The 25,097-nt window shown below is 69.9% G+C and carries 26 protein-coding genes; 1 reads left to right on the top strand and 25 read right to left on the bottom strand.

Features of this window, described 5'->3' with window-relative positions:
* Positions 1-1,028, top strand: a 1,028-nt coding sequence (locus MHY30_RS12305) for a hypothetical protein (RefSeq protein WP_239277188.1), incomplete at its 5' end; no start/stop codon positions are given.
* 82 nt (positions 1,029-1,110) lie between these two features.
* Here the strand turns inward: MHY30_RS12305 and rpsN are convergent.
* The 25 genes from rpsN to MHY30_RS12430 form a co-directional block, all read right to left on the bottom strand.
* Positions 1,111-1,416: a 30S ribosomal protein S14 gene (gene rpsN, locus MHY30_RS12310; RefSeq protein ID WP_239277189.1), complete on the bottom strand. Its 306-nt coding sequence runs from the start codon at positions 1,414-1,416 to the stop codon at positions 1,111-1,113.
* Positions 1,417-1,418: 2 nt separating this feature from the next.
* Positions 1,419-1,589: a 50S ribosomal protein L33 gene (rpmG, locus tag MHY30_RS12315; protein WP_013584775.1), complete on the bottom strand. Its 171-nt coding sequence runs from the start codon at positions 1,587-1,589 to the stop codon at positions 1,419-1,421.
* Complete coding sequence (gene rpmB, locus MHY30_RS12320; protein ID WP_013584774.1) at positions 1,589-1,825, bottom strand: 50S ribosomal protein L28; 237 nt, start codon at positions 1,823-1,825, stop codon at positions 1,589-1,591. Before rpmB ends, rpmG begins: the two co-directional genes overlap by 1 nt.
* Positions 1,826-1,964: 139 nt before the next feature.
* Positions 1,965-2,666, bottom strand: a complete 702-nt coding sequence (locus MHY30_RS12325; protein ID WP_239277190.1) for a DNA-3-methyladenine glycosylase — start codon at positions 2,664-2,666, stop codon at positions 1,965-1,967.
* Positions 2,663-4,069: a hypothetical protein gene (locus MHY30_RS12330; RefSeq protein ID WP_239277191.1), complete on the bottom strand. Its 1,407-nt coding sequence runs from the start codon at positions 4,067-4,069 to the stop codon at positions 2,663-2,665. The genes MHY30_RS12325 and MHY30_RS12330 overlap by 4 nt, the downstream gene beginning before the upstream one ends.
* Positions 4,059-4,916: a TIGR03943 family protein gene (locus MHY30_RS12335; RefSeq protein ID WP_239277192.1), complete on the bottom strand. Its 858-nt coding sequence runs from the start codon at positions 4,914-4,916 to the stop codon at positions 4,059-4,061. The genes MHY30_RS12330 and MHY30_RS12335 overlap by 11 nt, the downstream gene beginning before the upstream one ends.
* The gene (locus tag MHY30_RS12340) at positions 4,909-5,943 is read right to left on the bottom strand and encodes a permease (protein ID WP_239277193.1); all 1,035 of its coding nucleotides are present in this window, start codon (positions 5,941-5,943) and stop codon (positions 4,909-4,911) included. Before MHY30_RS12340 ends, MHY30_RS12335 begins: the two co-directional genes overlap by 8 nt.
* Positions 5,924-6,337: a Fur family transcriptional regulator gene (locus tag MHY30_RS12345; RefSeq protein WP_239277194.1), complete on the bottom strand. Its 414-nt coding sequence runs from the start codon at positions 6,335-6,337 to the stop codon at positions 5,924-5,926. Before MHY30_RS12345 ends, MHY30_RS12340 begins: the two co-directional genes overlap by 20 nt.
* A 48-nt stretch (positions 6,338-6,385) precedes the next feature.
* Positions 6,386-7,246, bottom strand: coding sequence for a metal ABC transporter permease (locus tag MHY30_RS12350; protein ID WP_239277195.1), 861 nt, complete (start codon positions 7,244-7,246; stop codon positions 6,386-6,388).
* Entirely contained in the window at positions 7,243-8,058 is an 816-nt protein-coding gene (locus MHY30_RS12355) for a metal ABC transporter ATP-binding protein (RefSeq protein ID WP_239277196.1), read from the bottom strand. Before MHY30_RS12355 ends, MHY30_RS12350 begins: the two co-directional genes overlap by 4 nt.
* Entirely contained in the window at positions 8,055-9,119 is a 1,065-nt protein-coding gene (locus MHY30_RS12360; RefSeq protein ID WP_239277197.1) for a metal ABC transporter solute-binding protein, Zn/Mn family, read from the bottom strand. The genes MHY30_RS12355 and MHY30_RS12360 overlap by 4 nt, the downstream gene beginning before the upstream one ends.
* 63 nt (positions 9,120-9,182) lie before the next feature.
* Complete coding sequence (locus MHY30_RS12365) at positions 9,183-9,671, bottom strand: DUF6611 family protein (protein WP_239277198.1); 489 nt, start codon at positions 9,669-9,671, stop codon at positions 9,183-9,185.
* Positions 9,668-10,015 (bottom strand): monovalent cation/H(+) antiporter subunit G, encoded by a 348-nt coding sequence (locus MHY30_RS12370; RefSeq protein WP_239277199.1) that lies wholly within the window; start codon positions 10,013-10,015, stop codon positions 9,668-9,670. The genes MHY30_RS12365 and MHY30_RS12370 overlap by 4 nt, the downstream gene beginning before the upstream one ends.
* Positions 10,012-10,269 (bottom strand): monovalent cation/H+ antiporter complex subunit F, encoded by a 258-nt coding sequence (locus tag MHY30_RS12375; RefSeq protein WP_239277200.1) that lies wholly within the window; start codon positions 10,267-10,269, stop codon positions 10,012-10,014. Before MHY30_RS12375 ends, MHY30_RS12370 begins: the two co-directional genes overlap by 4 nt.
* Complete coding sequence (locus MHY30_RS12380) at positions 10,266-10,625, bottom strand: Na+/H+ antiporter subunit E (RefSeq protein ID WP_239277201.1); 360 nt, start codon at positions 10,623-10,625, stop codon at positions 10,266-10,268. The genes MHY30_RS12375 and MHY30_RS12380 overlap by 4 nt, the downstream gene beginning before the upstream one ends.
* The gene (locus tag MHY30_RS12385; protein ID WP_239277202.1) at positions 10,622-12,118 is read right to left on the bottom strand and encodes a monovalent cation/H+ antiporter subunit D family protein; all 1,497 of its coding nucleotides are present in this window, start codon (positions 12,116-12,118) and stop codon (positions 10,622-10,624) included. Before MHY30_RS12385 ends, MHY30_RS12380 begins: the two co-directional genes overlap by 4 nt.
* The gene (locus MHY30_RS12390; RefSeq protein WP_239277203.1) at positions 12,115-12,468 is read right to left on the bottom strand and encodes a sodium:proton antiporter; all 354 of its coding nucleotides are present in this window, start codon (positions 12,466-12,468) and stop codon (positions 12,115-12,117) included. Before MHY30_RS12390 ends, MHY30_RS12385 begins: the two co-directional genes overlap by 4 nt.
* Entirely contained in the window at positions 12,465-15,233 is a 2,769-nt protein-coding gene (locus tag MHY30_RS12395; RefSeq protein WP_239277204.1) for a DUF4040 family protein, read from the bottom strand. The genes MHY30_RS12390 and MHY30_RS12395 overlap by 4 nt, the downstream gene beginning before the upstream one ends.
* 204 nt (positions 15,234-15,437) lie before the next feature.
* A complete protein-coding gene (locus MHY30_RS12400) occupies positions 15,438-17,411 on the bottom strand; it encodes a CotH kinase family protein (protein WP_239277205.1) in 1,974 nt (657 codons plus the stop codon).
* 627 nt (positions 17,412-18,038) lie between these two features.
* Positions 18,039-18,701, bottom strand: a complete 663-nt coding sequence (locus MHY30_RS12405; RefSeq protein ID WP_239277206.1) for a hypothetical protein — start codon at positions 18,699-18,701, stop codon at positions 18,039-18,041.
* Between the two features lie 212 nt (positions 18,702-18,913).
* Complete coding sequence (locus tag MHY30_RS12410) at positions 18,914-20,227, bottom strand: dihydrolipoamide acetyltransferase family protein (protein ID WP_239277207.1); 1,314 nt, start codon at positions 20,225-20,227, stop codon at positions 18,914-18,916.
* 112 nt (positions 20,228-20,339) lie between these two features.
* The gene (locus MHY30_RS12415; protein WP_239277208.1) at positions 20,340-21,317 is read right to left on the bottom strand and encodes an alpha-ketoacid dehydrogenase subunit beta; all 978 of its coding nucleotides are present in this window, start codon (positions 21,315-21,317) and stop codon (positions 20,340-20,342) included.
* On the bottom strand, positions 21,314-22,444 hold the full coding sequence (locus MHY30_RS12420; RefSeq protein WP_239277209.1) for a thiamine pyrophosphate-dependent dehydrogenase E1 component subunit alpha: 1,131 nt from the start codon (positions 22,442-22,444) through the stop codon (positions 21,314-21,316). Before MHY30_RS12420 ends, MHY30_RS12415 begins: the two co-directional genes overlap by 4 nt.
* Positions 22,445-22,537: 93 nt before the next feature.
* The gene (locus tag MHY30_RS12425) at positions 22,538-24,007 is read right to left on the bottom strand and encodes a glycoside hydrolase family 43 protein (RefSeq protein WP_239277210.1); all 1,470 of its coding nucleotides are present in this window, start codon (positions 24,005-24,007) and stop codon (positions 22,538-22,540) included.
* A gap of 2 nt (positions 24,008-24,009) precedes the next feature.
* Positions 24,010-25,089, bottom strand: coding sequence for a histidinol-phosphate transaminase (locus MHY30_RS12430; protein ID WP_239277211.1), 1,080 nt, complete (start codon positions 25,087-25,089; stop codon positions 24,010-24,012).
* Positions 25,090-25,097 lie beyond the last annotated feature (8 nt).

The following is a 25,097-nucleotide window of genomic DNA, read 5'->3' on the forward strand; positions in this document are numbered from 1 at the left end:
CCCCGACGGCTTCTGCCTCCCCCACGGCTGCCCCCCACGCACGGAAAGCGGCACGCGCGGGTGCCTTCGTCCCAACGGCCGTCGGCACATCGGGGAAGCCCCAGCTTCTGCGCGACGTGATCGCGTGCACGACCCCGTCTCAGTTCGTCAACTGGGAGAGCACTCCGCGGGAGGCGCAGCCGCTGACTCCGGGAGCGACCGCTGTGGGGAGCAGGCTCTTCCTGACCGCGGAGAACACCCTCACGTACACCTTCAACTACCGGAACGCCGACAACCGGGTAATCGAAACGAACGTCGCCAGTGTCGTGGGCGGCCAGTCGTACGGAAACGAGTGGACGACGCTCGTGCGCAAGGACGGGCAGGCCTATAGCTGGCATCTTCGCGATAACGACGTCTTCAAGTGGACGGAGGGGAAGTGGCCCAAGGGGACGCGCGCCGTAGGGTTCCACGCGTATCTGACGCCAGCCAAAGACCTGTACTACAAGAACGTGCTCATCGCGCAGAACGTCACCTCCGCGACCGGAGGCCGGATGAACTTCGACGAGACCTGGCTCACTTTCGTCAGCAACGGAGCGGGATACATGTGGTCGGGCGCCTTCTCTCCGCAAGACCTGCCCCCCGGGACCACGCCCTCGGCTAAGCCCACCCTGGAGGATCAGGTTCCTGCGGGAACCAAGGCTGTCGGCGCGCACGCATACCTGTTGCCGGATGGTTCGCTGAAGTATCGCAATTCCGTGATCGCGACGGGCGTGACGTCCGCTCTGGGAGGCACCATGGGTGACTCCTGGCACAGCTGGTTGTCGTACATCTCGAACGGCACGGCGTACACCTACCACCCTTGGCTGTCGTCGCCCCAAACCAACGCCTATTTCCTCCCGAAGGGCACGAAAGTCGTGGGATTGAAGAGTTATCTCAGCCCCAAGGGCAGCCTCTACTCGAACAGCAGAGAGGTCGCGAGGAACGTCACCAGCGCGAACGGAATCGGCGAGTCGGAGGAACTCATCACCTTCACGCGCAAGGCTGACTGACCGGGGCAGAGGTCACCCCGGATCGAAAGACGAAGGGCGGGGGCTCCTCACGGAACCCCCGCCCTTTGCGGTGAATCGGTGCTTACCAGCTCGACTTGGTCACGCCGGGCAGCTCGCCACGGTGCGCCATGTCGCGGAAGCGGACGCGCGAGACGCCGAACTTCGTCAGCACGCCACGGGGGCGGCCGTCGATGACGTCGCGGCTGCGCACGCGCGCGGGCGACGCGTTGCGGGGCAGCTTCTGCAGGCCCACGCGGGCGGCCTCGCGGGCCTCTTCGGTCGCGTTGGGGTCGACCAGGGTCTTCTTCAGCTCGGCGCGCTTCGCGGCGTAGCGCTCGACGACGACCTTGCGCTGCTCGTTGCGCGCGATCTTGCTCTTCTTAGCCATGCTTAGCGCTCCTCTCGGAAGTCGACGTGCTTACGGACCACGGGGTCGTACTTCTTCAGCACGATGCGGTCGGGGTTGTTGCGGCGGTTCTTGCGCGTCACGTAGGTGTACCCCGTGCCGGCGGTCGAACGCAGCTTGATGATCGGACGGACGTCCTGAGCCTTCTTCGCCATTACAGCTTCACGCCCTTCGCCTGCAGGTCACGGACGACGGCTTCGATACCGCGAGCGTCGATGACCTTGATGCCCTTCGCCGAGACGTTGAGCTTGATGTTGCGACCCAGCGACGGAACGAAGTAGGTCTTCTTCTGCACGTTCGGGTCGAAGCGGCGCTTCGTCCGGCGGTGCGAGTGCGAGATGTTGTGACCGAAGCCGGGAACCGCTCCAGTCACCTGGCACACTGCTGCCATGGTGATGTCTCCTTCTGTACCGTGACACCGGACGGTGCCACCCAAGATCCCTTGTCTGCACCCCCGTCCGGGCACAGCGCGAAGCCGGGATCGGAAGAAGGGGTACGTACTGCGTGCTGGAGTGCGCGCAGACAAGCGATCAGTCTAGCACGTCCGGCGTGTCGCCTTGACGGGCCGCCGCTTCGGCGGCTCCGCGCCCCCAGCGGAACACCGACACGGTCGGGTCGCCCGCGATCCAGAACCGCCACGGGAAGGCATCCGTGCCCGCGATGCCGGCCACGCCCACCCGGGGCCCCGAAGCGATGACGTCGAAGGGCCGCTCCGGCAGCAACAGACGCGCCCGCGCACCCGCACGCTCCGCGCCGGTGACCGCGTCGATCCCGTCGTGCACCGGATGCCGCAAGCCCACCGCATCCCCCAGCCGTCCGGGTCCGCGCGCGAGGTCACGCGGCGCGCGCACGACACCGCCGCGTTCGCGGCGCCGACGTTCCGCGACGTCGGCGCCCTCGATCACCTCGCCGCCACGCAGCAGCACACCGCCCGCGACGCCGTCGGGGCCGCACACGACGTTCACGCACGAGTGGATGCCATGGCTCAGGTACACGTAGAGGTGTCCGGGCTCGCCCCACATCGTCGCGTTGCGCGCGGTCGGTCCGCCGCGCGCGTGCGAGCCGGGATCGGGCCGGTCGCCCGTGCCGAGCCCGTGATACGCCTCCACCTCGCTGATGCGCAGGACGACGCGCTCCCCTCCCACGACCGTTTCCAGATGCGCGCCGAGCAGGAGCGGCGCGACCTCGACCGGCAGGGCGGCGAGATCGTCACGCGTCGCCGGTCGTGTCATCCGGGAGGCACCTGGCACCACGACAGGTCGAAGCCCTGCAGGGCGGCGAGCTCCTGCCCGGTGTCGATCTCGACGAGGTGGGTCTGCAAGCGCCCCGGAAGGGGCAGCTGGTAGCGGTCGAACGGGTTGTCGATCGCCTGCGGGGCGATGAGGACAGCGGCGTAGCGGCCGCTCGGCGACACGCAGGTCTGCAGCACCGTGTCGGTCCCGGGCACTTCGAGGAGCGGGCGCACCGCGCCCTCGGTGTCGACGTGCCCGATCGTGGTCGCCCGATACGCGCCCCCGGCGTCGATGTCAGCGAACGACCGGATCGTGCCGGCGCCCTCGCCGGGCACGGGCGTCGCGCGACCGGCCATGCCGGGTGGGTTCACCGGCTCCTCCAGCGCCTCCTCGGAACCGTCGGTGAGGTTGATCTCGCGGATGCCCTCCAAGCGCTCGACGATCGCGACCGCGGACCCGCGCGCGATGCCGTCGATCGATAGGGCGCTGCCGAGAGGCGCCGCGTTGCCGCCCTCGGCGTCGGTCAGCAGCAGGCGGGAGTCGAACGTGAGCACGAGCATGCTGTCGGTGTCGGGCACAAAGCGCCAGTCCGCGACGCGCACGTCGCCGCCGTTCAAGCCGACCTCGACCGGTGGTGCATCATCGCCCGCGGACGCCGTGAAGAGCTTGCTCTCGCGTCCGCCCGCGGCGCCCAGGGTGGCATCCGAGAACGTGAAGCCCACGCGCTCACCCCGGTCGGCGGACTGCAGGTTCGACACGAATCCCGGCCCGGGAAGGGCGATGTCGCGCGCGTTCTGTCCGTCGAGGTCGGTGACGATGACACGAGCGCGATCGCCCTCGCGCACCGAGACGACGAGGTGGTTGGCGGTGGCGCGGTAGTCCTCGATGTGCTCGTGCGTGAAGACGGGGAGGCCCGCCTCGCCGCGGAGGTCGGTGCGGAAGATGGTGTCGCCGTCCGCGGTGCCGCGCTGCATCAGGAACGCCTGCAGCGGCGGGGTGCGGAAGGTCTCGGTCAACGTGGCGCCGGGGCCGGCGCCCAGCCCGCGCACGTCGCGGACGGTCACGCGGTAGTCGGAGTCGTCGCGCAGCGGCAGCGTGAACCGGATGCCGACGCTGCGCCCCGAGGTGTCGACGGTGAATGGCGTCGCCGGCTCCACCTCGACCTGCGCGGGGTCGACGTCTTCGAGCGACTGCGTGGTGGTGAGGATGACGCGGGCCCCGGATGCCGCGACGGCGGCGTCGGGGTCGACCTGCACGTCCGTGACGCGCGGTCCCTGCGCGACCGAAACGACACCGCCGACGCCCCCGACGAGGAGGAGCACGCCCAGCACCGCCGCGAAGGCGAGGACGAACCCCCGCCCGCGGCGCCGGCGCGCGCGCCCGCGACGGGAATCAGTACTCATACGGGTCCGCCGGCTCGTCGATCGTCGCCACCTGATCGGCGCGCACCTCGAGCGCCCCGTCGCCGGTGGAACGGACCGTTCCGGTCACCGTCACCCACTGCCCCGTCGAGGGAGCTGATCCCGAGGCGGTGATGGGCAGGCGCGCGGTCTGCGCGTCGATCACGCAGTGCGTGATGACCAGGCGCGTGAGGTCGAAGGTCGCGCCGTCCTCCCCCGGGGTGATGAAGCCGGTGAGGGTGACCGGCTTACCGTCGAACGTCTCGGGGTTGGTCGCGTGCGCGAAGATCGCCGACCAGTCGCCGATGCCGAACGTCGAGGTGTCGCCCGAGGCGGCGAGAGTCACGACGTCGGACCCGGCGAACAACGGCGGCGCACCGACGTCGCGCGAGACCGCGAGCTCGGCCGACAGCGAGGCGGGCGGTGTCAGCAGCACCGCGATGACCGCCCCCGAGGCGAGGAGCCCGCCGCTGAACGCCGCGACACCCGCGGGCGTCAGCCGCGGCCGCGCCGCCAGATGGTCGTGGGCGGCACGGTCGTGCGCGTCCCACGCGTCGGTGTGCTCGTGGTCCGCGTGCGCGAAGGCCTCGCGGCGGGCGCGCGCGGGGGCCGGAGCGTGCCCGTGCTCGTGGTCGTGCCCATGGTCGGCCTCGGCTCCCAGGGGCAGCGCGAAGGTCGCGACGGAACCGAGCAGGGCAACGAAGGCCATCCCGACGGCGAACCACGCCGAGTCGGGGTTGATGTACAGGGCGATGCGGCCGGTGAGCCACAGCGCGATCGTGGTGACCGACAGGCAGGCGGTGAGACCGACCCCCAGCCATCGCGTGGCGAGAGCAGACGTTCTAGACAAGGAGGTTCACCACCGTTCCGAGAGCGAAGGCGGCCAGAACGACCACCGCGGTGATGCCCACGAGAACACGCGTCGTGAAGGTCGTGCGCAGCAGCGCGTACAGCTTGAGGTCGACGACGGGCCCCACGACGAGGAACGCCACGAGCGAACCCGGCGTGAACGTCGACGCGAACGAGAGCGCGAAGAACGCGTCGACGTTCGAGCACAGCGACACCACCACCGCCAGCAGCATCATCGCCGCGATGGACAGCGCGGGATCGGACCCGATCGCCAGCAGGGCGCTGCGAGGGATGAGCACCTGCACCGCACCCGCGATCAGCGAGCCGATGATGAGAGCCGGCATCACCGACCGGAGCTCGACCACCAACTGCGCGAGCGAACGGCGCCCACGGCCGCCGCGCTCCTGCACGACGATCTCGCACGTCTCGAGGAAACGCTCGGTGAGCAGCTTGTCGGGGTCGGGGTGTCGGCTGTAGAGCCAGCCGATGAGGTTGGCGATGAGGAACCCGCCGATCAGGCGAGCGACCAGGATGCCATCGCTGAAACCGAACGCCGCGTGCGTGCTGATGATCACGATGGGGTTCACGATCGGCGCCGCCACGAGGAACGTCAGGGTGTCGGACACGCCGAACCCCCGCATGAGCAGGCCGCGGGCGAACGGCACGTTCCCGCACTCGCACACCGGGATGAACATGCCGAGCAGGGACAGCACCGCGCGGCGCGCCCACGGGGTGCGTGGCATCCAACGCTCGATCGCGCCGGGCGGCACCCACACCTGCACGATGATCGACAGCAGCACGCCCAACACGACGAACGGAAGCGACTCGATGAGGACGCTCAGGGCGAGGGTGAGACCGTCTTGCGCCCGCGTCGGGAGCGGCGCGGGGAAGAACGTCGGCGCGAGCGCGTCGACGAGGAAGAGCCCGGTGATGACGACGACACCCAGGCCGAGCGCGACGAGGGTGCGGGAGACGCCGGACCGCGGGGGTGCCGGCGCGGCGGATCGACTAGTCGTCGCCACGCTCACGAGCGCGCGCCTGCGCGCAGGAGGCGCAGACGCCGAAGATGTCGACCACGTGCTCGGCCTCGGAGAAGCCGTGTTGCGCGGCGGTGCGCTGCGCCCACTCCTCGACCGCGTCGGCCTCGATCTCGACGGCGACGCCGCACGATCGGCAGATCAGGTGGTGGTGGTGGCCGCGCGTCGCGCAGGCGCGGAACAGGTTCTCGCCCTCGGGACTCTGCAGCGAGTCCGCGTCGCCCTGGGCGGCGAGGCCCGCGAGCGCGCGGTAGACGGTGGCGAGGCCGATACCGGTGTTCTCGTCGCGCAGAGTGGCGTGCAGCGACTGCGCGCTGACGAAGCCGCCCGCATCGGCGAGCGCCTCGCGGACGCGCTCGCGCTGCCACGTGTTGCGCTGAACCATGGCTGCGAGTCTAGCGACGCGACCGGTGAATCGGCTGGGGACGCCGGGCTACAGCGCCCTCGTCGTGCGGTCGCGGCGCGCACCGACGACGCGGCACACGAGGTAGATCGCGAACGAGATCGTCGTGATGTACGGGCTCACCGGCAGCGTGCCGGCGACGGCCAGCAGAACACCGCCCACCGCCGAGACGAATCCGAACACCGCCGCGAGCAGCGGTACCGACAGCGGACCGGATGCCACGCGCATCGCCGCCGCCGCCGGGGTGACCAGCAGCGCCATCACGAGGAGCGCGCCGATGATGTGCACCGCCACGGCGACGATGAGCCCGAGCAGCAGCATGAACCCGAGCGACACGGCCGTCGTGGGCACTCCTCGCGCCGCGGCGGACTGGGGGTCGAGGGAGTCGAACCGCAGCGGCCGCCAGATCATCAGCAGCGCCACGAGCACCGCCAGACCGATCACGACGAGCCAGCCCAGCTGTGCGCTCTGTACCGAGACGATCTGCCCCGTGAGGAGACTGAACCGAGTGGCGCTGCGCCCGTTGTAGAGCGACAGGCACAGGATGCCGACACCCAGGCCGAACGGCATGAGCACCCCGATGATGGAGTTGCGGTCGCGGGCGCGGGCTCCGAGCAGACCGATGATCGCCGCCGCGATGAGCGACCCCACGATCGACCCCGAGACGACGTCGACGCCGATGAGGAGGGCCACCGCTGCGCCGGCGAACGAGAGCTCGCTGATGCCGTGTACCGCGAAGGCCATGTCGCGCTGCATGACGAAGACGCCGATGAGACCGCCGACCAAGCCGAGCACAGCGCCGGCGTAGACGGAGTTCTGCACCAGCTCGAGGATCGCGCCGTATTGGCTCACGCCGCCGAACAGCGCGTCGCCGACGTCGGACCAGTTCATGCGTCGTCCTCGTCGTGGTGGTGGTGATGCGCTTCGTCGGCATCCGGTGCCCCCACGACGACCAATCGACCGCCGGCCCGCGTCACGTAGACCGGTGCGCCGTAGAGGGAGGTCAGCGTCTCGGAGGTGAGCACTTCTTCGGGGGTGCCGAGCGTGAAGCGCCCGTGAGCGATGTAGAGAATGCGGTCCACGAGCGAGAGCACGGGGTTGATGTCGTGCGTGACCAGCAGCACGGCGGCGTCACGCTCGCGACGGTGCCGATCGATGAGCCGTACGACCGCCTGCTGGTTGGCCAGATCGAGGCTCGTCAGCGGCTCGTCGCACAGCAGCAGACGCGGGTCGTCGGCGAGCGCCTGTCCGACACGCAGGCGCTGCTGTTCGCCGCCGGAGAGGAGACCCACGGGGCGATCGGCGAACTCCGCCGCCCCGACGGCTTCGAGCAGCTCATCGATGCGGGCCCGGTCCTTCGCGCGCGACAACGGCATCCCGAATCGGTGGCCGTCGACGCCGAGCCCGACGATGTCCCGGCCGCGCAGAGGGGTCTCGCGCGGGAGGGGACGCTGCTGCGGGACGTACCCGATGCGCCGGTTCCCCGCCCGGCGAACGGGCGCGCCGAGCGCGTCGATCGTTCCGCCGCTGAGCCGCTCGAGTCCGAGGATCGCGCGCAACAGGGTCGTCTTCCCCGAACCGCTGGGGCCGAGGACCGCAACGAGCTCGCCGGGCCCGACCTCGAGGTCGAGCCCGGACCACAGCTCGCGTCCGCCGCGCTCGAGAGCGGCTCCGCGAATACGCAGGGGTGGGGCGTCGCTCACGCCGCGAGGGCGTCCGACAGCGCGGTGATGTTGCTCTGCATCCACGAGACGTAAGTCTCCCCCTCGGGAAGGGTCTCCGTGAACTCCAGCACGGGAATGCTCTTGGCCTTGGCCTCGTCCATGACCTGCGTCGTCTCGGCCCCGCCGGTCTGCGGGTTGACGATCATGACGGCGATCTCGCCCGAGTCGATGAGCTGCAGCGACTCCAGCAGCGTCGCCGGGGGAACGTCCTGGCCCTCCTCGACGGCCTCGCTGAACGCACTCGGTGTCGCGTTGGTGAGACCGGCGGCCTCGACGAGGTAGACGGGCACGGGCTCGGTCACGAACACCTTCGCGCCGGCATCCTTCGCTTCGATCTGACCGAGGGCGTCCTCGAGACCGGCGATCTGCTCGACGAAGGCCTCGGCGTTCGCGGTGAAGTCGGCCGCGTGGTCGGGGGCGAGCTCGCCGAGGTGCTCGGCGATCGCTTCGGCGAGGTGCTCGACGGTGTGCGGGTCGTACCAGACGTGCTCGTTGAAGCCCTCGATGTGGTTGTGCCCATCGCCCTCGGCGTGATCGTGACCGTCGCCCTCGGCGTGGGTCTCGCCCTCGGCGTGGTCGTGGTCATCGGCGCTCTCGCTGGGGGCCGCGGATGCCGACGCCTCGTCGGCATGCGCCTCTTCGTGCGACTCGGCGCCCGGGTAGTCGTGGTTGTACTCCACGGCGGTGAGGACCTCGGCGGTGGACCCGCTCGCCTCGACCAGCGACTCCATGAACGAGTCGTACCCGCCGCCGTTCTCGATGACGAGCTGCGCGTCCTTGAGGGTGAGCTGGTCCTGCGCGCTGGCCTCGTACGAGTGAGGATCCTGCGAGGTCGAGGTGATGATCGACGTGACCTCGACGAAGTCGCCGCCGATCTCCTCCGCGATCGACCCGTACACATTCGTGGATGCCACGACCGACACCGTGTCTGCGGCGCTCTCGGTCGCATCCCCCGCCGTGGGCGTGCCGCCGGCGCAACCGGCGAGGGCGAGCGCGGAGACCGCACCGAGAACGAGGGGAGCGAGAAGGCGTCGGGTCATGCCTCCCACGGTAATCGTTATGATAACCGTTCTCAAACCAGCGCCCCGGTCTTCGAGGGATTCTCAGGGACCCGCCGGTCGCTCACGGCCGTTCACCGAGCGCAGATCGGCGTAGAGATCCCGCCACAAGCGGTGAAGATGGGCGGGGTCCGCCGACGCGGGGCGCTGCGAGGCCGTCGCGAGGAACTCCCCGACGAGGCGATAGCGCTCCTCCGGCAGGATTCGGGCCGCATCCGCGCACAACTCCACGCGGGCCAGGCGGGCTCGCGCCGGGCTGGTCGCCCGGTGCAGGGCATTGTTCACCGAGGCGGCGAACGCCAGGGCAACCAGCGCCGCAGCCTCCACGAGGACGACCGTTGCTCCCACCACCGAGGTGATCACGAAGAGCACCACGAACAACGGCCCGGAGAAGCGGTGCAGGAACAGCATCCGCCGCACGAGCGCGGGGGAATCCGGCGGGAAGAGCACGACGGTGACCGTGCCGGCTCGGTAGCGCCGCGGATGCGCCGCGGTGTATCCCCACAGAAGGTCCGACCGGAAGAACGCCGTCACGACGTCTCACCGTCCTTCGCGTCGGACTCCAGCGCGGCGGTGTCCGTCCCGGCGACGAAGCGATGACCCGAAAGCACGGCCGCACGCGCGATCGCAATCGCGCCCACGGCAGAGGTGAGCAGCTGCAGCACGATGGCGATGACGACCTTGACGAGCGTGTCCACGGACGGCTGCAGCAGCGCGGCCCCTCCGCAGACCAGGATGACGCCGATGCCGCCCGCCGTGGCGACGGCCGAGACGCGGGTGTAGACGTCGCGGAACCGGAGGAGGCCGACGGCCGCGAGGACGAAGATCGCCGAACCCGCGAGGACGGCGACATTCCCGACGACGGTGAGGGCGATCATCGCTTTCCTCCCGTGAGCGCACGGGCCAGCGACACGGCGGCGAGGAAGGCGACGAGCGTGGCGATGAGGACGAGGTCGAACGTTCCGACGCTCGCCATCCGCGTGCCGACCAGGGCGATCAGGCCGATGAGGCTGAACGTCAGCAGGTCGGCGGCGACCACCCGGTCGGCGGGGGATGGGCCGCGCGCGATGCGCCACACCGAGAGCAGGAGGGCGATGCTGCACGCGACGATCGCGATGTCGAGCGGGTTCATGAGCGGGGCCTCCCGGTCGTCGCGGCGACGAGTCGCCGGTCGATGTCGCGCAGATCCGCGAGTGCGGCCTCGGCGTCACGGTCATAGACGGAGTGCACGAGGATCTCTCGTCCGCCCTCCTCGGTGCGCTCGACACCCAATGTCAGGGTTCCCGGCGTGAGGGTGATCAGCACGCTCAGTACGGTCACGTGACCGTCGCGTGCGTCGCCCATATCGAGCCGGACGACGCGCGGAGTGGCGCGGGAGCCCGGGGTGACGACGTCGAGGAGCACGGCACCCGACGACAACACGATCTGCCACAGGAACCAGAGGACGAATCCGAGTAGACGGAAGGGGAGGGTGAGAACGCGGATCACGGCAGCACCGCCTCGACATAGGCGCGGGTATCGAGCAGACCTGCCGCCGCGACGGTCGCCAGGTCGAACAGGCCTTCAGCGCCGAGCCCGAGGCCGAGGGTCACCGCGGCGAGTGTCGCGGCGGGCGCGACGAGGTGCAGCGGGGTGGGCGGCGCCTCGACCACGGCGTGGTCCTCGTTGCGGAAACTGCCCGTGACGGTCGGCGCGAAGACCGCGTTGAAGATCTTCAGCATCGACATCAGGGTGATGAGGCTCACCGCCAACGCGATGATCGCGGCGGTGATCTGCCCCGCTTCGACGGCACCCGTGATGAGCGTCAGCTTCGCGAAGAAGCCCGAGAAGGGCGGCAACCCCGCGAGCGAGAGGGCGGCGACCCCGAAGACGACGGTGAGCAGGGGCTCACGTCCGACCCTGTTGCGGAGGTCAGCGAGGACGTCGGTCCCGTACCGGGTCTCGACCGCGGCGGCCGAGAGGAACAACGACGACTTCACGATCATGTGGTGCAGCAGGTAGAAGATGCCCGCCGCGAGCCCGAGCTGCGTGAACAGGGCGACGCCGAGGAGGATGTAGCCGATCTGGCTCACCATGTGGAAGGCGAGGATCGACCGGATCCGCGTCTCGCCGACCGCTCCGAGAACCCCGACCACCATCGTGGCGCTGAACAGGACGACACCGATCCACAGCCAGCGCTGGTCGCCCTCGAAGACGACGGCGTAGATGCGGTAGATCGCGTAGATCGCGACCTTGGTGTGCAGCGCCGAGAACATCGCCGTGACGGCCGGCGAGGTGGACGGATACGCACGGGCCAGCCACCCGTGCACCGGAACGACGGCCGCCTTCATCGCGAGCGCGAACAGGCACACGGCCACGGCCGCCGCCGTCAGGTCGGACGTGGCGGCTGCGTCGCTCAGCTCGGCGAGATTGACGGTGCCGGCCGTGCCGTAGACCAGAGCGACACCGGCCAGGAACACCGTCGAGACGAACAGGTTGAACGTGACGTACAGCCGGGAGCCGACCACGCTGCGGAGGGTGCCCTTCCCCTTTTGGGCGATGACCAGCAGGCCGTAGGACGGCAGCAGCATCACCTCGATGAAGACGAAGAGGTTGAACAGGTCGGCGGTCAGCAGCGCCCCGTTGACGCCGGCGATCAGCACGAGCACGAGGGACGCGAACAGCGGGTGGCGTCCCGTACCGCCGACGAGCGCGAACCAGCAGCTGACCAGAGTCAGAACACCGGCCACCGTCATGACCAGCGCCGAGAACACGTCAGCGACGAACGGGATCGCGATCCCGCCCGGCCAACCGCCAAGGGCCGCGGCGACGACCTGCCCCTGAGCCGTTGCCGCCACGAGCGCACCCGCGGCAATCGTCGTCGCGGCGAGGGTCGCAAGGAGAAGCACGGACGACCAGCGATGACTGCGCCGCGCGAAGGCGGCGATTCCGGCGGCGATGAGCGGGACGACGACGAAGAGGGGAAGGAGGGATGCCATCATCGGTCCGTTTCCTTCCTCTGGGGTGCGGGCTGTTCATCGTCGTCGTCCACGCCCTCGTCCTCCGCCGCACTGCCGGTCACCGCGAGCACGAGCAGGTAGATCGTGATGGCGAAGGCGATGACGATCGCCGTCAGAACGAAGGCCTGGGGAAGCGGGTCGGCCGTGATCGACGGGTCGGGGTCCGATCCGAGGGGCTCCCCCCGGCGGCCGATGCCTCCGGCGGAGAAGAAGAGGAGGTTGACCGCGTGCGAGAGCAGGACAAACCCGATGATCACGCGCAGACGATCCTTCTGGAGGAGGAGGTAGACCGCTGCGGTCACGAGCGCACCGATGACGAGAGCGAGGATCATCGCGCGTCCTCCTTCTGCGTCGCGGAACGTCGGGTCGGCGGGTCCTCGCGGTGCCCGGGGGGTGTCAACCCGAGGCGGTCCACGGCCGCGAGAATGACACCGAGCACGGCGAGGTAGACCCCGAGGTCGAACACCAGCGCGGTGGTGAACTTGTAGCCGACGATGTCGAGCTGGATGGGCCGCAGGAAGGCGCCGTCGAAGAAACCGAGCAGGCCCGTGCCCACCGCGATCAGGATGCCGGCACCCGCGATCGCGAGATACGACCGGCGCAGGGTGGCGACGTCGTCCGAGGGAGCGGACAGGTAGATCAAGACGAGGGCCGCCGCCCCGATGAGCGCGGCGATGAAGCCGCCACCGGGGGCGTCGTGCCCCCGCAGCAGGGCGTACAGCGACGCCAGCACCATGACCGGCCCGAGAACTCGGGCCGAGCTGCGCAGGAACACGCTGTTCTCGCTCGCCGATGCGAGGGCGCGGTTGCGCAGCGGCCCCGCAGCGTGCTCGACGGGGGTGCGCGCATCGAGAAGGGCCGTGATGGCCACCGCCCCGATCCCGAGCACGACGAGTTCACCGAGGGTGTCCATCGCGCGGAAGTCCACAAGGATCGTATTCACGACATTCGTACCCCCGGTCTCGGTCTCGGCTTCGCTGAGGAAGTACTCCCCCACCGCCGAGAGCGGGCGCTGGCCGGTGAAGACGAGGGTGGCCACCGTTGCCACCAGCCCGGATGCCACGGCCGCGGCGCCGGCGAGAACGCGGCGCCGTGCCGGCCCGCGGGGGAAGCGCCGTGGCATCCGGCGGAGCACGATGATCATGACGACCACCGTGAGGATCTCGACCAGAAGCTGCGTCAGGGCGACGTCGGACGCTCCCAGGAGGAAGAACCACAGCACGACCGCGAATCCGACCACGCCGATGGCGATGACCGCGGTGAGCCGATACGCCGCACGCACGACGACCACCAATCCGCACGCGACGATGACGGCGAGCGTCCCCTCGAGCAGTCCGTCGGTCGTCGGGGGAACGGCGAGCGACGGCACCGCCGCCGGCAGGGCGAGCACCGCGAGCGCGATCAGCACGATGGGGACGACGAGATTCGCGGCCGGCGAGTCCCGACCGGTCAGCGCGCCGACCCCGGTTCCGAGACGGATGATCCCGCGCTGGAACGCTTCGACCGCGCCGACCCCGGTGACCGCCGTCGTCCGCGGACGGGGACGGTGACGCTCGTAGGCCAGCCCGAGCGCGATGCCGAGGACGATGGCGCTGAGGGAGAGAACGAGCGCGAGGTTCACGCCGTGCCAGAGATACAGATCGCTGATCGCGTCGACGGCGACTCCGGCGGCGTCGGCGGCGGCGGGGCGGACGAGCGGCTCGAGCAGCGGCACCGCGGGTCCCAATGCCAGCCCCGCGAGGGCGACGGTCGACACCGAGATCGACATCACCGCGGAGGATCGCCACGGGGCCACATCCATGGGGTGACCGCGGAAGATGGGTAGCAGGAGCTTCGTGCTGTAGGCGACGGTGAGGATCGCGGTGAGGGTGAGGACGCTCACGACGGCCCAGACCAACGGGGCCGGGAACGGCGCATCCAGGTACGCCTCGAACACCAGCTCCTTGCTGACGAATCCGAGCAGTACCGGGGCGCCGGCCATGCTCAATCCCGCGAGGACCACCATCGCGGCGTCCCACGGCTTCGCCCGGCCCAGCCCGCTGAGCTCGCGCATGTCACGGGTTCCCGTGCGGCGCTCGATGAGACCGACGCCCATGAAGGCGGCGGACTTGAACAGCGCGTGTGCGACGACGTGGAGCGTCGCGGCGGTCATCGCCTCGGGCGTACCGACGCCGATGACCGCGACGAGCAGGCCCAGCTGACTCACCGTCGAGTAGGCCAGGAGCTTCTTCAGGTCGGTCACCTGCACGGCCAGAGCCCCGCCCATCACGGCGGTGAACAGTCCGACCGAGATCAGCAGGACCGGCCAGACCGCCGATTGAGAGGCGGCGGGCGCGAAGAGCAGGAGCAGGAAGATACCCGCCTTCACCATGGCCGCCGCGTGCAGGTAGGCGCTGACGGGGGCGGGGGCCACCATGGCATCCGGAAGCCAGGCGTGGAACGGGAACTGGGCGGACTTCGTCATCGCCGCCAGCGCCACGAGAACAGCCGCGGAGGTGGCGAACACGGGGTCCGACGTCCACGCTTCGCTGGTCAGGGCAGCCGTGAGATCCGAGGTGCCGGTGCGCACGATGACGAGCACCACCGCGGCCAGGAGCGACAGACCGCCCGCGGCGGTCACGATCAGCGTGCGCGTCGCCGGTTCTCTCGCGGCCGGCCCGGACCGGAGGATCAGGAGGTACGAGCACAGCGTCGTCAGCTCCCACGCGACGAACAGCACGACGAGGTCGTCGGCCAGGACGAGGGTGAGCATGGCGGCGGCGAAAGCGGCCATGAGGGTGTAGAACCCTCGCGACCGGGGCGCGCGCAGGTACGACGTGGAGTAGACCATCACGATCGCCCCGATGCCCAGCACGACGACGGCGAAGAGCAGGGAGAGGCCGTCGAGGCGCAGCCGCAGGGCGATGTCGGCCGAGGGGACCCACGGCCAGATCTCTCGGGCATCGCCCATGATCGCGTGGACCGACAGCAGGAGCGCGAGCACGGCGGTCAGAGCGACGGCGATGGCCCATCCGGCGAAACGACGCAGGTATCGGGTGGCGAAGGGCGCCACCAGGGTCGTCAGCCACGCCAGGCCGACGACGCCGAGCAGGCTCATGAAGCCCGCCGGTCGACACGGCGGGGGTGAGCGGGCAGGCGGCAGGTCGGTGTGGGCATGGAGGCTCCGATGGTCGCGCGACACGTCAATGCCGACCAGACTTCCCGGCGCTCCGTAGGCCGAATCTAGCAGCGCGGGATGAACGGGACCTGGATGCCGCCCGCGATCAGCGAGGCAGCGCAGGCCGGGCGACCACGTCGCAGGTCATCCGCGTGGAACGAGCTCGATCCGGATCGCCTCGATCCGTTTGGCCTGTCCCGTCGTTCCCGCCGTCTGCCCGCCGGTCACCCAGTCTCGCCACACGCCATCGACGAAGACGGCGTACCGCACCCGATAGTGGTCCGCGAGCTCGCCCTGGAGCCGCAACTGCACAGCCTCCAGCCGCAACCCGCGCCCCTCGGTACCGGCCACACCCGGCGAGTCCCCCCAGTCGGTCCACCCGATGTCCTGCACGTGGGCACGGAACCCGAGGGTCCCGTCGTACTCGGAACTGGCGATCGATGCCCGCAACGCCTCCATCTGAAGCCCTGCGCCGATGGCGCCGCTGTCCACACCGGACACGACGGGCACCGTCCAGCCGATGGAGGACATGTGCGTGGAGTAGGCGACCGTGCTCCCCGCGACGGGGGCGGCCTTCTTCACGAGGCGTAACTGAACGGCCTCGACGCGGAGTCCCCGGCCAGTGGTGCCGGCGTCGGCACCGCTGGTCACCCACGGCATCCACCCGAGGTTCTGCACGTGAGTTCGGTAGGAGAGCTCGTAGTCCGCCGCGAGCCGTGCCGTCAGCGCGAAGCTGACCGCTTCCAGGCGCAGCCCTCGACCGGTCGTGCCGATCGTGCCGTCGCCCGTTGTCCAGGGCGTCCAGCCGATGTTCTGCACGTGCCCCCGCGACTGGATCTGGCCGGCGGTCGCTCCACCGGCGAGCCCGAGCGACAGCGCCTCGAGCGCGAGTCCCCTGCCGGTGGTTCCGATGAACTGTCCCGACGTCGCGACCGGCTGCCACCCGATCTGCGCCGAATGACCGGCGGAGGTGAGGACCGGCATCTCCGGGGCGTACCGGGAATCGAGGTACGCCACGCGCTGCGCGACCCAGTCGCGGAGGAAAGCCGCCTCTTCGTCCCACGTCGAGGCCACCGGACGCGCTCCAGCGATGATCGACTCTCGCTCGAGAACCCCGCTCCAGCGGTCGAAGTTCGCCCGGGCCGAGGCTTGCAGTGACGCGATGTCGGCGTCGAGGCGTGCGAGCGTCCCCTCGATGGCCGGGCGGAGCTGGGTGGCGTAGATCTGAGCGGCTCTCTGCGCGAACTCCGGGTTACGGAACAGCTCTTGGTACCAGGCCGTGCCGCCGGGACGTAGCGTGCCGGCATTCATCATGTAGTCCTGGGTGGGGTCCGCTCCGAGCGCGGCGGAGTTGTAGAGCCCGAGAGCGATGTCGAAGTCCCACGCCGGTCCGGCGTGGAGGACATCGTTCGGCCCGTCACGCCAGAAGTACACGCTGGATGTCACGGCATCCGGGTTCTCCGAGAACTCGAGGACGAAGTAGTACTGGATGAACGAGTCGACGTCGATCATCGAGCTGATCGTCGACCAATCCGGGTCAGGCGCGTAGAGGGCCGCCTCGAACGCGTCGATGTCATCCTGGGCGCCGCGATACGACGCGGCGAGGTCCGGTGGCAAGGGGGCCGCCACTTTCTGCACGGCGTCCTTCAGGACGAATGTCGTTCCGCTGGTCTTCGTGGTGAAGAAGAACTCCTCGCTCGTGCCGTAGCTGTTGTCGAGCTCGAGGAGGAGACCGCCCGGACTTGTGAGGTCCAATCGGTTCTTCTTGACCTCGACCTTCTCCGTCAGAAGGTAGGTGCCGAGCGATTCACCGTTGATCGTCAGCTCGACGGAACGAGCGTCCGGCGAACCCGCCATTCCGAACTGCGCGGCGAGGTCGAGGGTGGTCTTGTTCCGCAATAGAGACGGGTCAGCGTGATTTGCGAGCAGGATCCACGTCTTCGCCTTCGGCAGGCCGAGCACAGACGTCGATGTGTCGAATTTGATCTGGTACGGCTTCTTTTCCAGCAGCCAGGTGAAGTTCCCACGGCCCTTGATCTCTTCGAGAGATGCGTTCGTCAGGTTGTTGGCCGGAGTGACGGCATCGGTCAGAGTGAGGACGGGATGGGCTTCTGTCATCGGGTCGGCGGGGATCGCCTTCTTCGACGCGTTCAGCTGAGCCAGTGTGTATCCCGTCGGCAGCGAGATGTCGAGGCGCGGGATTGTGCCGGTCGGGATCGCTCGGGCAGCGACGTCCGAGGGAGTCCGCTGATCTTGGGAAGCATCGACATCGGGGGCCAGGGACGGATCGAGCCCGTCACGCCCGGACGCGCCGGTCTCACTTCCGGCCTCGTCTCCACCGGCCGGAGGTGTCGGCGCGTCGACCGCGGGCGTCGGCCCATTCAGGTGAGGCGTCGGTGTGTCGCCCGGGACCACCGTCGCCCCCGGAGATGGAGAGGAATCGGGGGGCGGCGTCGCGAGCGCGGTGGCCGCGTTCGCATTTCCCATCACCAGGGAAAGACCGAGGACCATGCAAAGCACGGCGTACCGGAAATTTGACGTCGTCGGCGTTTGCACCGGGTGAGGCTAACACGCTCCCCAGCGAAGTCGAGAAAGCCGAAGTGCATTCGTACCGGCACACCAATGCGTCACGAGAACCCGCGACAAATCAGCCGAGATGAATTGCTGGGCTCATTTCTACCGTTCGGCCTTACGTACGACAGCGGCGCCACCCCGAAGGGTGACGCCGCTGCAGTCGTCAAGCGATCAGCGCAGGATGCCGCCGAGGTCGAGCGCGCCGTCGACGGTGTCCTCGACACCCGACGTCACGTCGCCCACGACATCGTCAACGGAGCCGGAGATGTCTTCCACGGCGCCCGAGACATCGCCGACCGAGGCGCCGTTGTCACCGGTGGAGATGTCGGCATCGCCTGTCGACACGTCCGCGTCACCCGTCGAGACGTCCGACTCGTTGCCCGAGCCGACCGGGGCCTCGATGGGCGCGGTCACCTCGTTGCCGGAGCCGAGGTCGTTGCCCGAACCGATCGGGGCGGTGGTGTCGTTGCCGGACCCGACGGGGGCCGTCGTGTCGTTGCCGGAGACGACCGGCGTCTGGTTGCCCGACGCGACGTCCCCGTTGAGGGAGTCGCTGACGAGCGGACCCTGCACCAGCGGGCCGATGTTCGCGATGTCACCGACCGCGGTCTCGGGGCTGGCGGTGAAGTCACCGCTCTCGATGAGGCCGCTCACCCAGGTGTAGAACGGGTCGGACGCGTCGACGAACTGCGTCGCGGTCGTCGAGGCATCCGTCGAGGTGACGGTGTCGTCGGCCGATGCCGGCAGCGCCAGTCCGGCGACGGCGAGAGCCGCGGCTCCCGTGCCGGCCGCAGCGATCATGCCGATTCGGGTCTTCGTGTTGTACGTACGCATCAGGTTTCCCTTTCCGTTTCCGTATACGGCGTTCCCGCCGCACGAGGGGTCATCCGAAGGGAAGTCGAAACCGGATGGGTCGGATCTCGGGAGAACGCCATCGGGCGACGCTTCGCGGACGGCGCGATCCGCGTCACGACGGCGATCGCGGGGAACCCTGGCAGAAACCTGGCAATGCCCGATCCGAGGGCATCGCCGCACGCCCGGGCGGCTCAGTCGAGCAGCAGCGCCGGCTCTTCCAGAACGGATGCCACGTCGGCGATGAACCGCGAGATGCCGTCGCCGTCGACCACACGGTGATCGAACGAGCCCGACACGGTGGTGACCCACCGTGGCCGCACCTCGCCGTCGACCACCCACGGCTTCTGCCGGATGGCCCCCAGCGCGATGATGCCGGCCTCGCCCGGGTTGATGATCGGGGTGCCGGCATCCACTCCGAACACGCCGATGTTGGTGATCGTGAACGTGCCGCCGGTCTGATCGGCGGGGCTCGTTTTGCCCTCGCGCGCCGTGAGCGTCAGATTCTCGAGCGCCTTGGCGAGTTCGCGGGTGTTCATGGCCTGCGCGTCCTTGATGTTCGGCACGAGCAGGCCTCGTGGGGTGGCCGCGGCGATGCCGAGGTTGACGTAGTGACGCACGCGGATCTGGGCGCCGTCCTCGGTGTCGACCCAGGCGGCGTTGATCATCGGCGTGCGGCGCAGGGCCCACATCACGGCGCGCGCCATGATGAGCAGCGGCGAGATCTTCACGTCGGCGAAGTCGGGCGAGGCCTTGAGGCGCTTGACGAGTTCCATCGTGCGCGACGCGTCGACGTCGACCCACACCGACACGTGCGGGGCCGAGTAGGCGCTCGAGGTCATGGCGTTCGCCGTGGCCTTGCGGACGCCGCGGACGGGAATGGACTCCTCGCGCGCGTCGTCGACCGGGGCCGCGGGGGCGGGCGCCGGGACGGGGATGGTCTCCTCGCGCACCGCGCCCCACTCGGGCGTCTCGATGTTGCGGAAGACGCTGGCCTGCTCAGCGTGCTTCACGACGTCGTCGCGGGTGACCTCACCCGCGGGACCGCTGGGCGTGACCGCCGACAGATCCACGCCGAGGTCGCGCGCGAGCTTGCGGATCGGGGGTTTGGCGACGACACCCACGGATGCCTTGACGGGACGCTCCGCGGGCTTCCGGCGCCGCGACGACACGGCGCCGCCCGTGCCATAGCCGACCAGCACCGCTCCGCCGGGGTCGGTGGGCTCGGGGACCGTGGTCGGCTGGGCGGGCGCCGGGGGCGCGGCATCCGTCGATCCGATCGTGATGATCGGGGCACCGACCTCGACCGTGGCTCCCTCGACGGCGAGCAGTTCGCCGACCGTGCCCGCGTAGGGCGAGGGCAGTTCGACGAGCGACTTGGCGGTCTCAATCTCGACGATCACGTCGTTGACCGCGACGGTGTCACCGGGCGCGACGCGCCACTGGACGATCTCGGCCTCGGTGAGTCCTTCACCGACGTCGGGGAGGACGAAGGTCTGCTCGGTCACGGTGTGTCCTTTGCTCGCGAGACTTCATAGGGCCGACGAGACAGCGGCGGAATGTCGCGGTCTCGCCGGTGCGATGAAGTCTCGCGGTTCATGGCGGGGAGAGGAAGAGCGGTCAGTAGGCCAGCGAGCGATCGACGGCCTCGAGGATGCGGTCGGCGTCGGGCAGGTACGTGCCCTCGAGCTTTGCGGGAGGGAACGGCACGTCGAAGCCCGACACGCGCAGCACCGGCGCCTCGAGCGCGAAGAACGCCCGCTCCATGACGGTCGCGGCGATCTCGGAGCCGAGCGAGGTGAAGCCCGGCGCCTCCTGCGCGTAGACCATGCGACCGGTGCGGCGCACCGAGTCCAGGAGGGGGCCGTAGTCGACGGGAGACAGCGAGCGCAGGTCGATGACCTCGCAGCTCGTGCCCTCGCTCTCGGCGAGCGCCGCGGCCTGCAGCAGCGTGGTCACCATCGCGCCGTGCCCCACGAGCGTGACGTCGGTGCCGCGGCGGACGACGCGGCTCGCGTGCAGCGGCAGCGCGGGAGCCTCGGTGTCGACCTCGCCCTTCTGCCAGTACTTGGCCTTGGGCTCGAGGAAGATCACCGGGTCGGGCGAGTCGATCGCCTGCTGGATCATCCAGTACGCGTCGTTCGCGGTCGAGGGGCTGACGACCCGCAGGCCCGCCGTGTGCGTGAAGTACGCCTCGGGGCTCTCCTGGTGGTGCTCGACCGCGCCGATGTGCCCGCCGTACGGGATGCGGATGACGACGGGCATGCGCACCGCACCCTCGTGGCGGTTCGTGAGCTTGGCGAGCTGCGTCGTGATCTGGTCGAACGCGGGGAAGACGAACCCGTCGAATTGGATCTCGAGCACGGGCCGGAACCCGCCCATCGCGAGGCCGATCGCGGTGCCCACGATGCCCGATTCGGCCAGCGGGGAGTCGATGACGCGGCGCGGTCCGAAGTCCTTCTGCAGCCCCTCGGTCACGCGGAAGACGCCGCCGAGCGGACCGATGTCCTCGCCCATGAGGAGGACGCGGTCGTTCGTCTCGAGCGCGCGGCGGAGGCCGGCGTTGAGGGCGCGGCTGATCGGCAGGTTCTCGGTCACTGCGCTCCCCCTTCCATCGACGCCTCGTAGTCGTCGAGCCAGCGCTGCTCCTCCTGCACGAGGGCGTGCACCTCGGAGTAGACGCTCTCGAACATGTGGGAGCGGGGGATCGTGCCGAGCTCGTTCGTGCGCACGCGCACCTCGTCGGCGAGCGCTCGGCCCTCGGCATCCGCGTCGTCGAAGAACTGCTGCGACGCGCCGCGGCCCTGCAGATAAGCGCGCATGCGGGCGATGGGGTCGCGCCCTGCCCAGGCCTCTTCTTCGGCGGAGGTGCGGTACTTCGTCGGGTCGTCGCTGGTGGTGTGCGCACCGCGACGGTACGTCATCGCCTCGATCGCGCGAGGGCCGGAACCGGCGCGGGCCTCATCGAGCGCGAGCTTCGACACGGCGTAGCTGGCGAGCACGTCGTTGCCGTCGACCTGGACGGACGGGATGCCGTACCCCGCCGCGCGCTTGTACAGCGGCGTGCGCGACTGGGTGGCGACGGGGACCGAGATCGCCCACTGGTTGTTCTGCAGGAAGAACACCTCGGGCGCCTGGAAGCTCGCGGCGAACACCATGGCCTCGTGCACGTCGCCCTGGCTGGAGGCGCCGTCGCCGTAGTAGACGATGACGGCTTCGTCGCGCTCGGGGTCGCCGGTGCCGCACTTGCCGTCGAACACCAGGCCCATGCCGAGGCCCGTGGCGTGCAGTGTCTGAGCGCCGAGCACGAGCGTGTAGATGTGGGTGTTGCCGTTCTTGGGGTCGGTCGGGTCCCATCCGCCGTGCGTGAGCCCGCGCATGAGGCGGATGATGTCGAGCGGGTCGACGCCGCGGATGCGGGTCACCACGTGCTCGCGGTACGACGGGAAGATGTGGTCCTGCGGACGAGCGGCGCGTGCCGAGCCGACCTGCGCGGCCTCCTGCCCGAAGGACGGCGGCCAGAGGGCCAGCTGCCCCTGGCGCTGGAGGTTCGTCGCCTGGACGTCGAACGCGCGGATCGAGACCATGTCGCGGTAGAACGTCTCGAGTTCGGCGTCGGTGAGGGCGTCGATCAGGGGCAGATAGCGCTCGGCCTCAGGAGTGGGCGCGAGGGTGCCGTCCGCCGCCAGAACGCGCACGAGAGCCGGGTCGTCGAGCGGGGTCATGTACCCACGCTAATGGGCGCGTCATGCCCCGCACCGCATGAGGTGCACAACGGATGCCACGATCCGGCGTGGGTTGTCCACAAGCCGCCCGCGTCACTCGCCGCCGAGGGGGGTGTACCGCAGTGCGGTCACGCGCACCGCCGTCGCCCCGAGGGCCCGGACGCCGATCGTGCGGCCGGTGAAGCCGCCGGCGACCTCGGTCGAGAGGTACCGGCCGTCGAGCGCGGCGATCCACCTGTCGCCGTCCGCGTCGACCAGACCGAACCGGAGGTCGTCGGGGCCGTCGTGGGTGGCATCCACCGCCTCGACGACGAGGGTCACGACCGCGCCGGTTGCGGGGGCGGAACCGGCGGATGCCTCGAGCGGACCGATGCGGGCCCGGACCTCGGCCGCGCCGGCCTCGAGGGCGATCTCGTACCAGTGGCGCTCGTCGAGCCGGACCCGCAGGGCCACGGCGGCGGAGGCGTCCACGCGCGCCTCGAACCGCCACCGCAGGTCGCGCACGCGAACGGCGAGCTCGTCACGAACCAGCGCCACACCGCCGGCGGTATGCGAACCGGGGAGCGCCCCGTGGGGCGACACCCAGCGGGGGTGCAGCTCTTCGGAGGAGAAGTCGTCGACGAACGCCGTATCGGCACGATCGGGCAGCACGTCGTCGGTGTGCACGACCGGCCAGTCGTCGACCCAGGCGATGCGGGCGAGGAACGTCTCGCGCCCGGCGACGTGAAAGCCCGGGGTGAATCCGCGCGGCCGCACACCGAGGTACACCATCGCCCACTCGCCGTCGGGGCGCGCGACGAGGTCGGCGTGGCCGGTGTTCTGCACGGGGAAACCGGTGCTGCGGCGGCTGAAGATCGGGTTCGCGGGGGTGGGCTCGAACGGGCCGTCGATCGCCCGGGACCGCGCGACGCACACCGCGTGTCCGCGTTCGGTGCCGCCCTCGGCGGTGAGCAGGTACCACCAGTCTCCGCGCCGGTACAGATGCGGGCCCTCGGGGTGGGCGAGGCCGGAGCCCTGCCAGATCACGCGCGGCTTCTCGATCAGGAGGCCGCGCTCCAGGTCCACGCGTGCTTGCGCGATGACCGGCAGCGACCCGTCCGCGGGTCGCAGCGCCTCATCGAGCGCGCAGTACGTGAGGTAGCAGGTGCCGTCGTCGTCCCACGCGAGGTCGGGGTCGATACCGCCGAGGCCCGGGAACACGATCGGATCCGACCACGGCCCCGCCGGGTCGGTCGCCGTGACGACGAACTGCTCTCCCCCGCGGTCGACGTTCGTCCCGACGACGAAGAACGTGCCGTCGCGGTGGCGGATCGTGGGCGCGTAGATGCCGCGCGAGGCCTCCGACACCCCGGCCGGGAACTGGCTCTCGCGCGTGAGCACGTTGCCGAGTTGCGTCCACTCGCGCAGGTCGCGGCTGTGCCAGATCGGGATGCCGGGCGCGTACTCGAACGACGAGTTCACGAGGTAGTAGTCCTCGCCCACCCGGCACACCGAGGGGTCGGGGAAGAAGCCGGGGATGATCGGCGTCGTCGCGGCATCCCGGATGCCGGTCCCCGGCGGCATCGTCACGGCTGCGGCGCGACCGCGGCGGCGACGTCGACGATCCGGTCGATCGACTCCTCCTCGCCGATCGAGATGCGGATGCCGTCGCCCGCGAAGGGACGCACGATGAGTCCTGCCTCCTCGAACGCCGCCGCGACATCGAGCGCGCGGTCGCCCGCGGGGAGCCACACGAAATTGCCCTGGGCGTCGGGGACGTCCCAGCCGGTCTCGCGCAGGCGCGCGACAAGGGCGTCGCGCCGCTCGGCGAGGACGGCGACGCGGTGCAGCAGCTCGCTCTCGGCGGCCAGGCTCGCCAGCGCCGCCTCTTCCGCCGCCGCCGTGACCGCGAGCGGGATCGCCGTGCTGCGCGCGGCGTCGAGCACGCGCGTGTGGCCGATCGCGTAGCCGACGCGCAGGCCCGCGAGGCCGTACGCCTTCGAGAACGTGCGGAGCATGACGACATTGGGGCGCGCGAGCAGCGTGCGAGCGCGGTGGCCCTCGACGGCATCCGGATCGGTCACGAACTCGGCGTACGCCTCGTCGAGCACGATGAGCACGTCCGCGGGCACCTCCTCGACGAATGCGGTGAACTCGTCGAAACCGACCGTCGGCCCCGTGGGATTGTTGGGGCTGCACACGATGACCAGGCGCGTGCGGTCGGTGATCGCCGCCGCCATCGCGGGGAGGTCGTGACGCGCGTCGGCGGTCAAGGGCACCTGCACGCTCGTCGCCCCGGACACCGCGACGAGCGAGGGGTATGCCTCGAACGAGCGCCATGCGTACACGACCTCGTCGCCCGGGCCGGCCGTGGCCAGCAGCAGTTGCGCGAGCAGGGACACACTCCCGGCACCGATGTGGATGTCATCCGCCGACACCCCGTAGCGGGCACCGAGGCGTTCGCGCAGGCGGGTGGCGGTGGCATCCGGGTACCGGTTGATCGCCGTCGTCGCACGCACCGCGTCGAGCACCCCGGGCAGCGGATCGAACGGGTTCTCGTTGCTCGACAGCTTGAACGCGTCCGCGCTCGCCTGGCGCCCCTGCCGATAGGCGGGGAGGGCGGCGATCTCGGGGCGGATACGGGGGAGGACCGGCTCTTCGCTCACGAGCCGAG

Source organism: Microbacterium sp. ACRRU, assembly GCF_022346945.1.
Lineage (GTDB): Bacteria > Actinomycetota > Actinomycetes > Actinomycetales > Microbacteriaceae > Microbacterium > Microbacterium mcarthurae.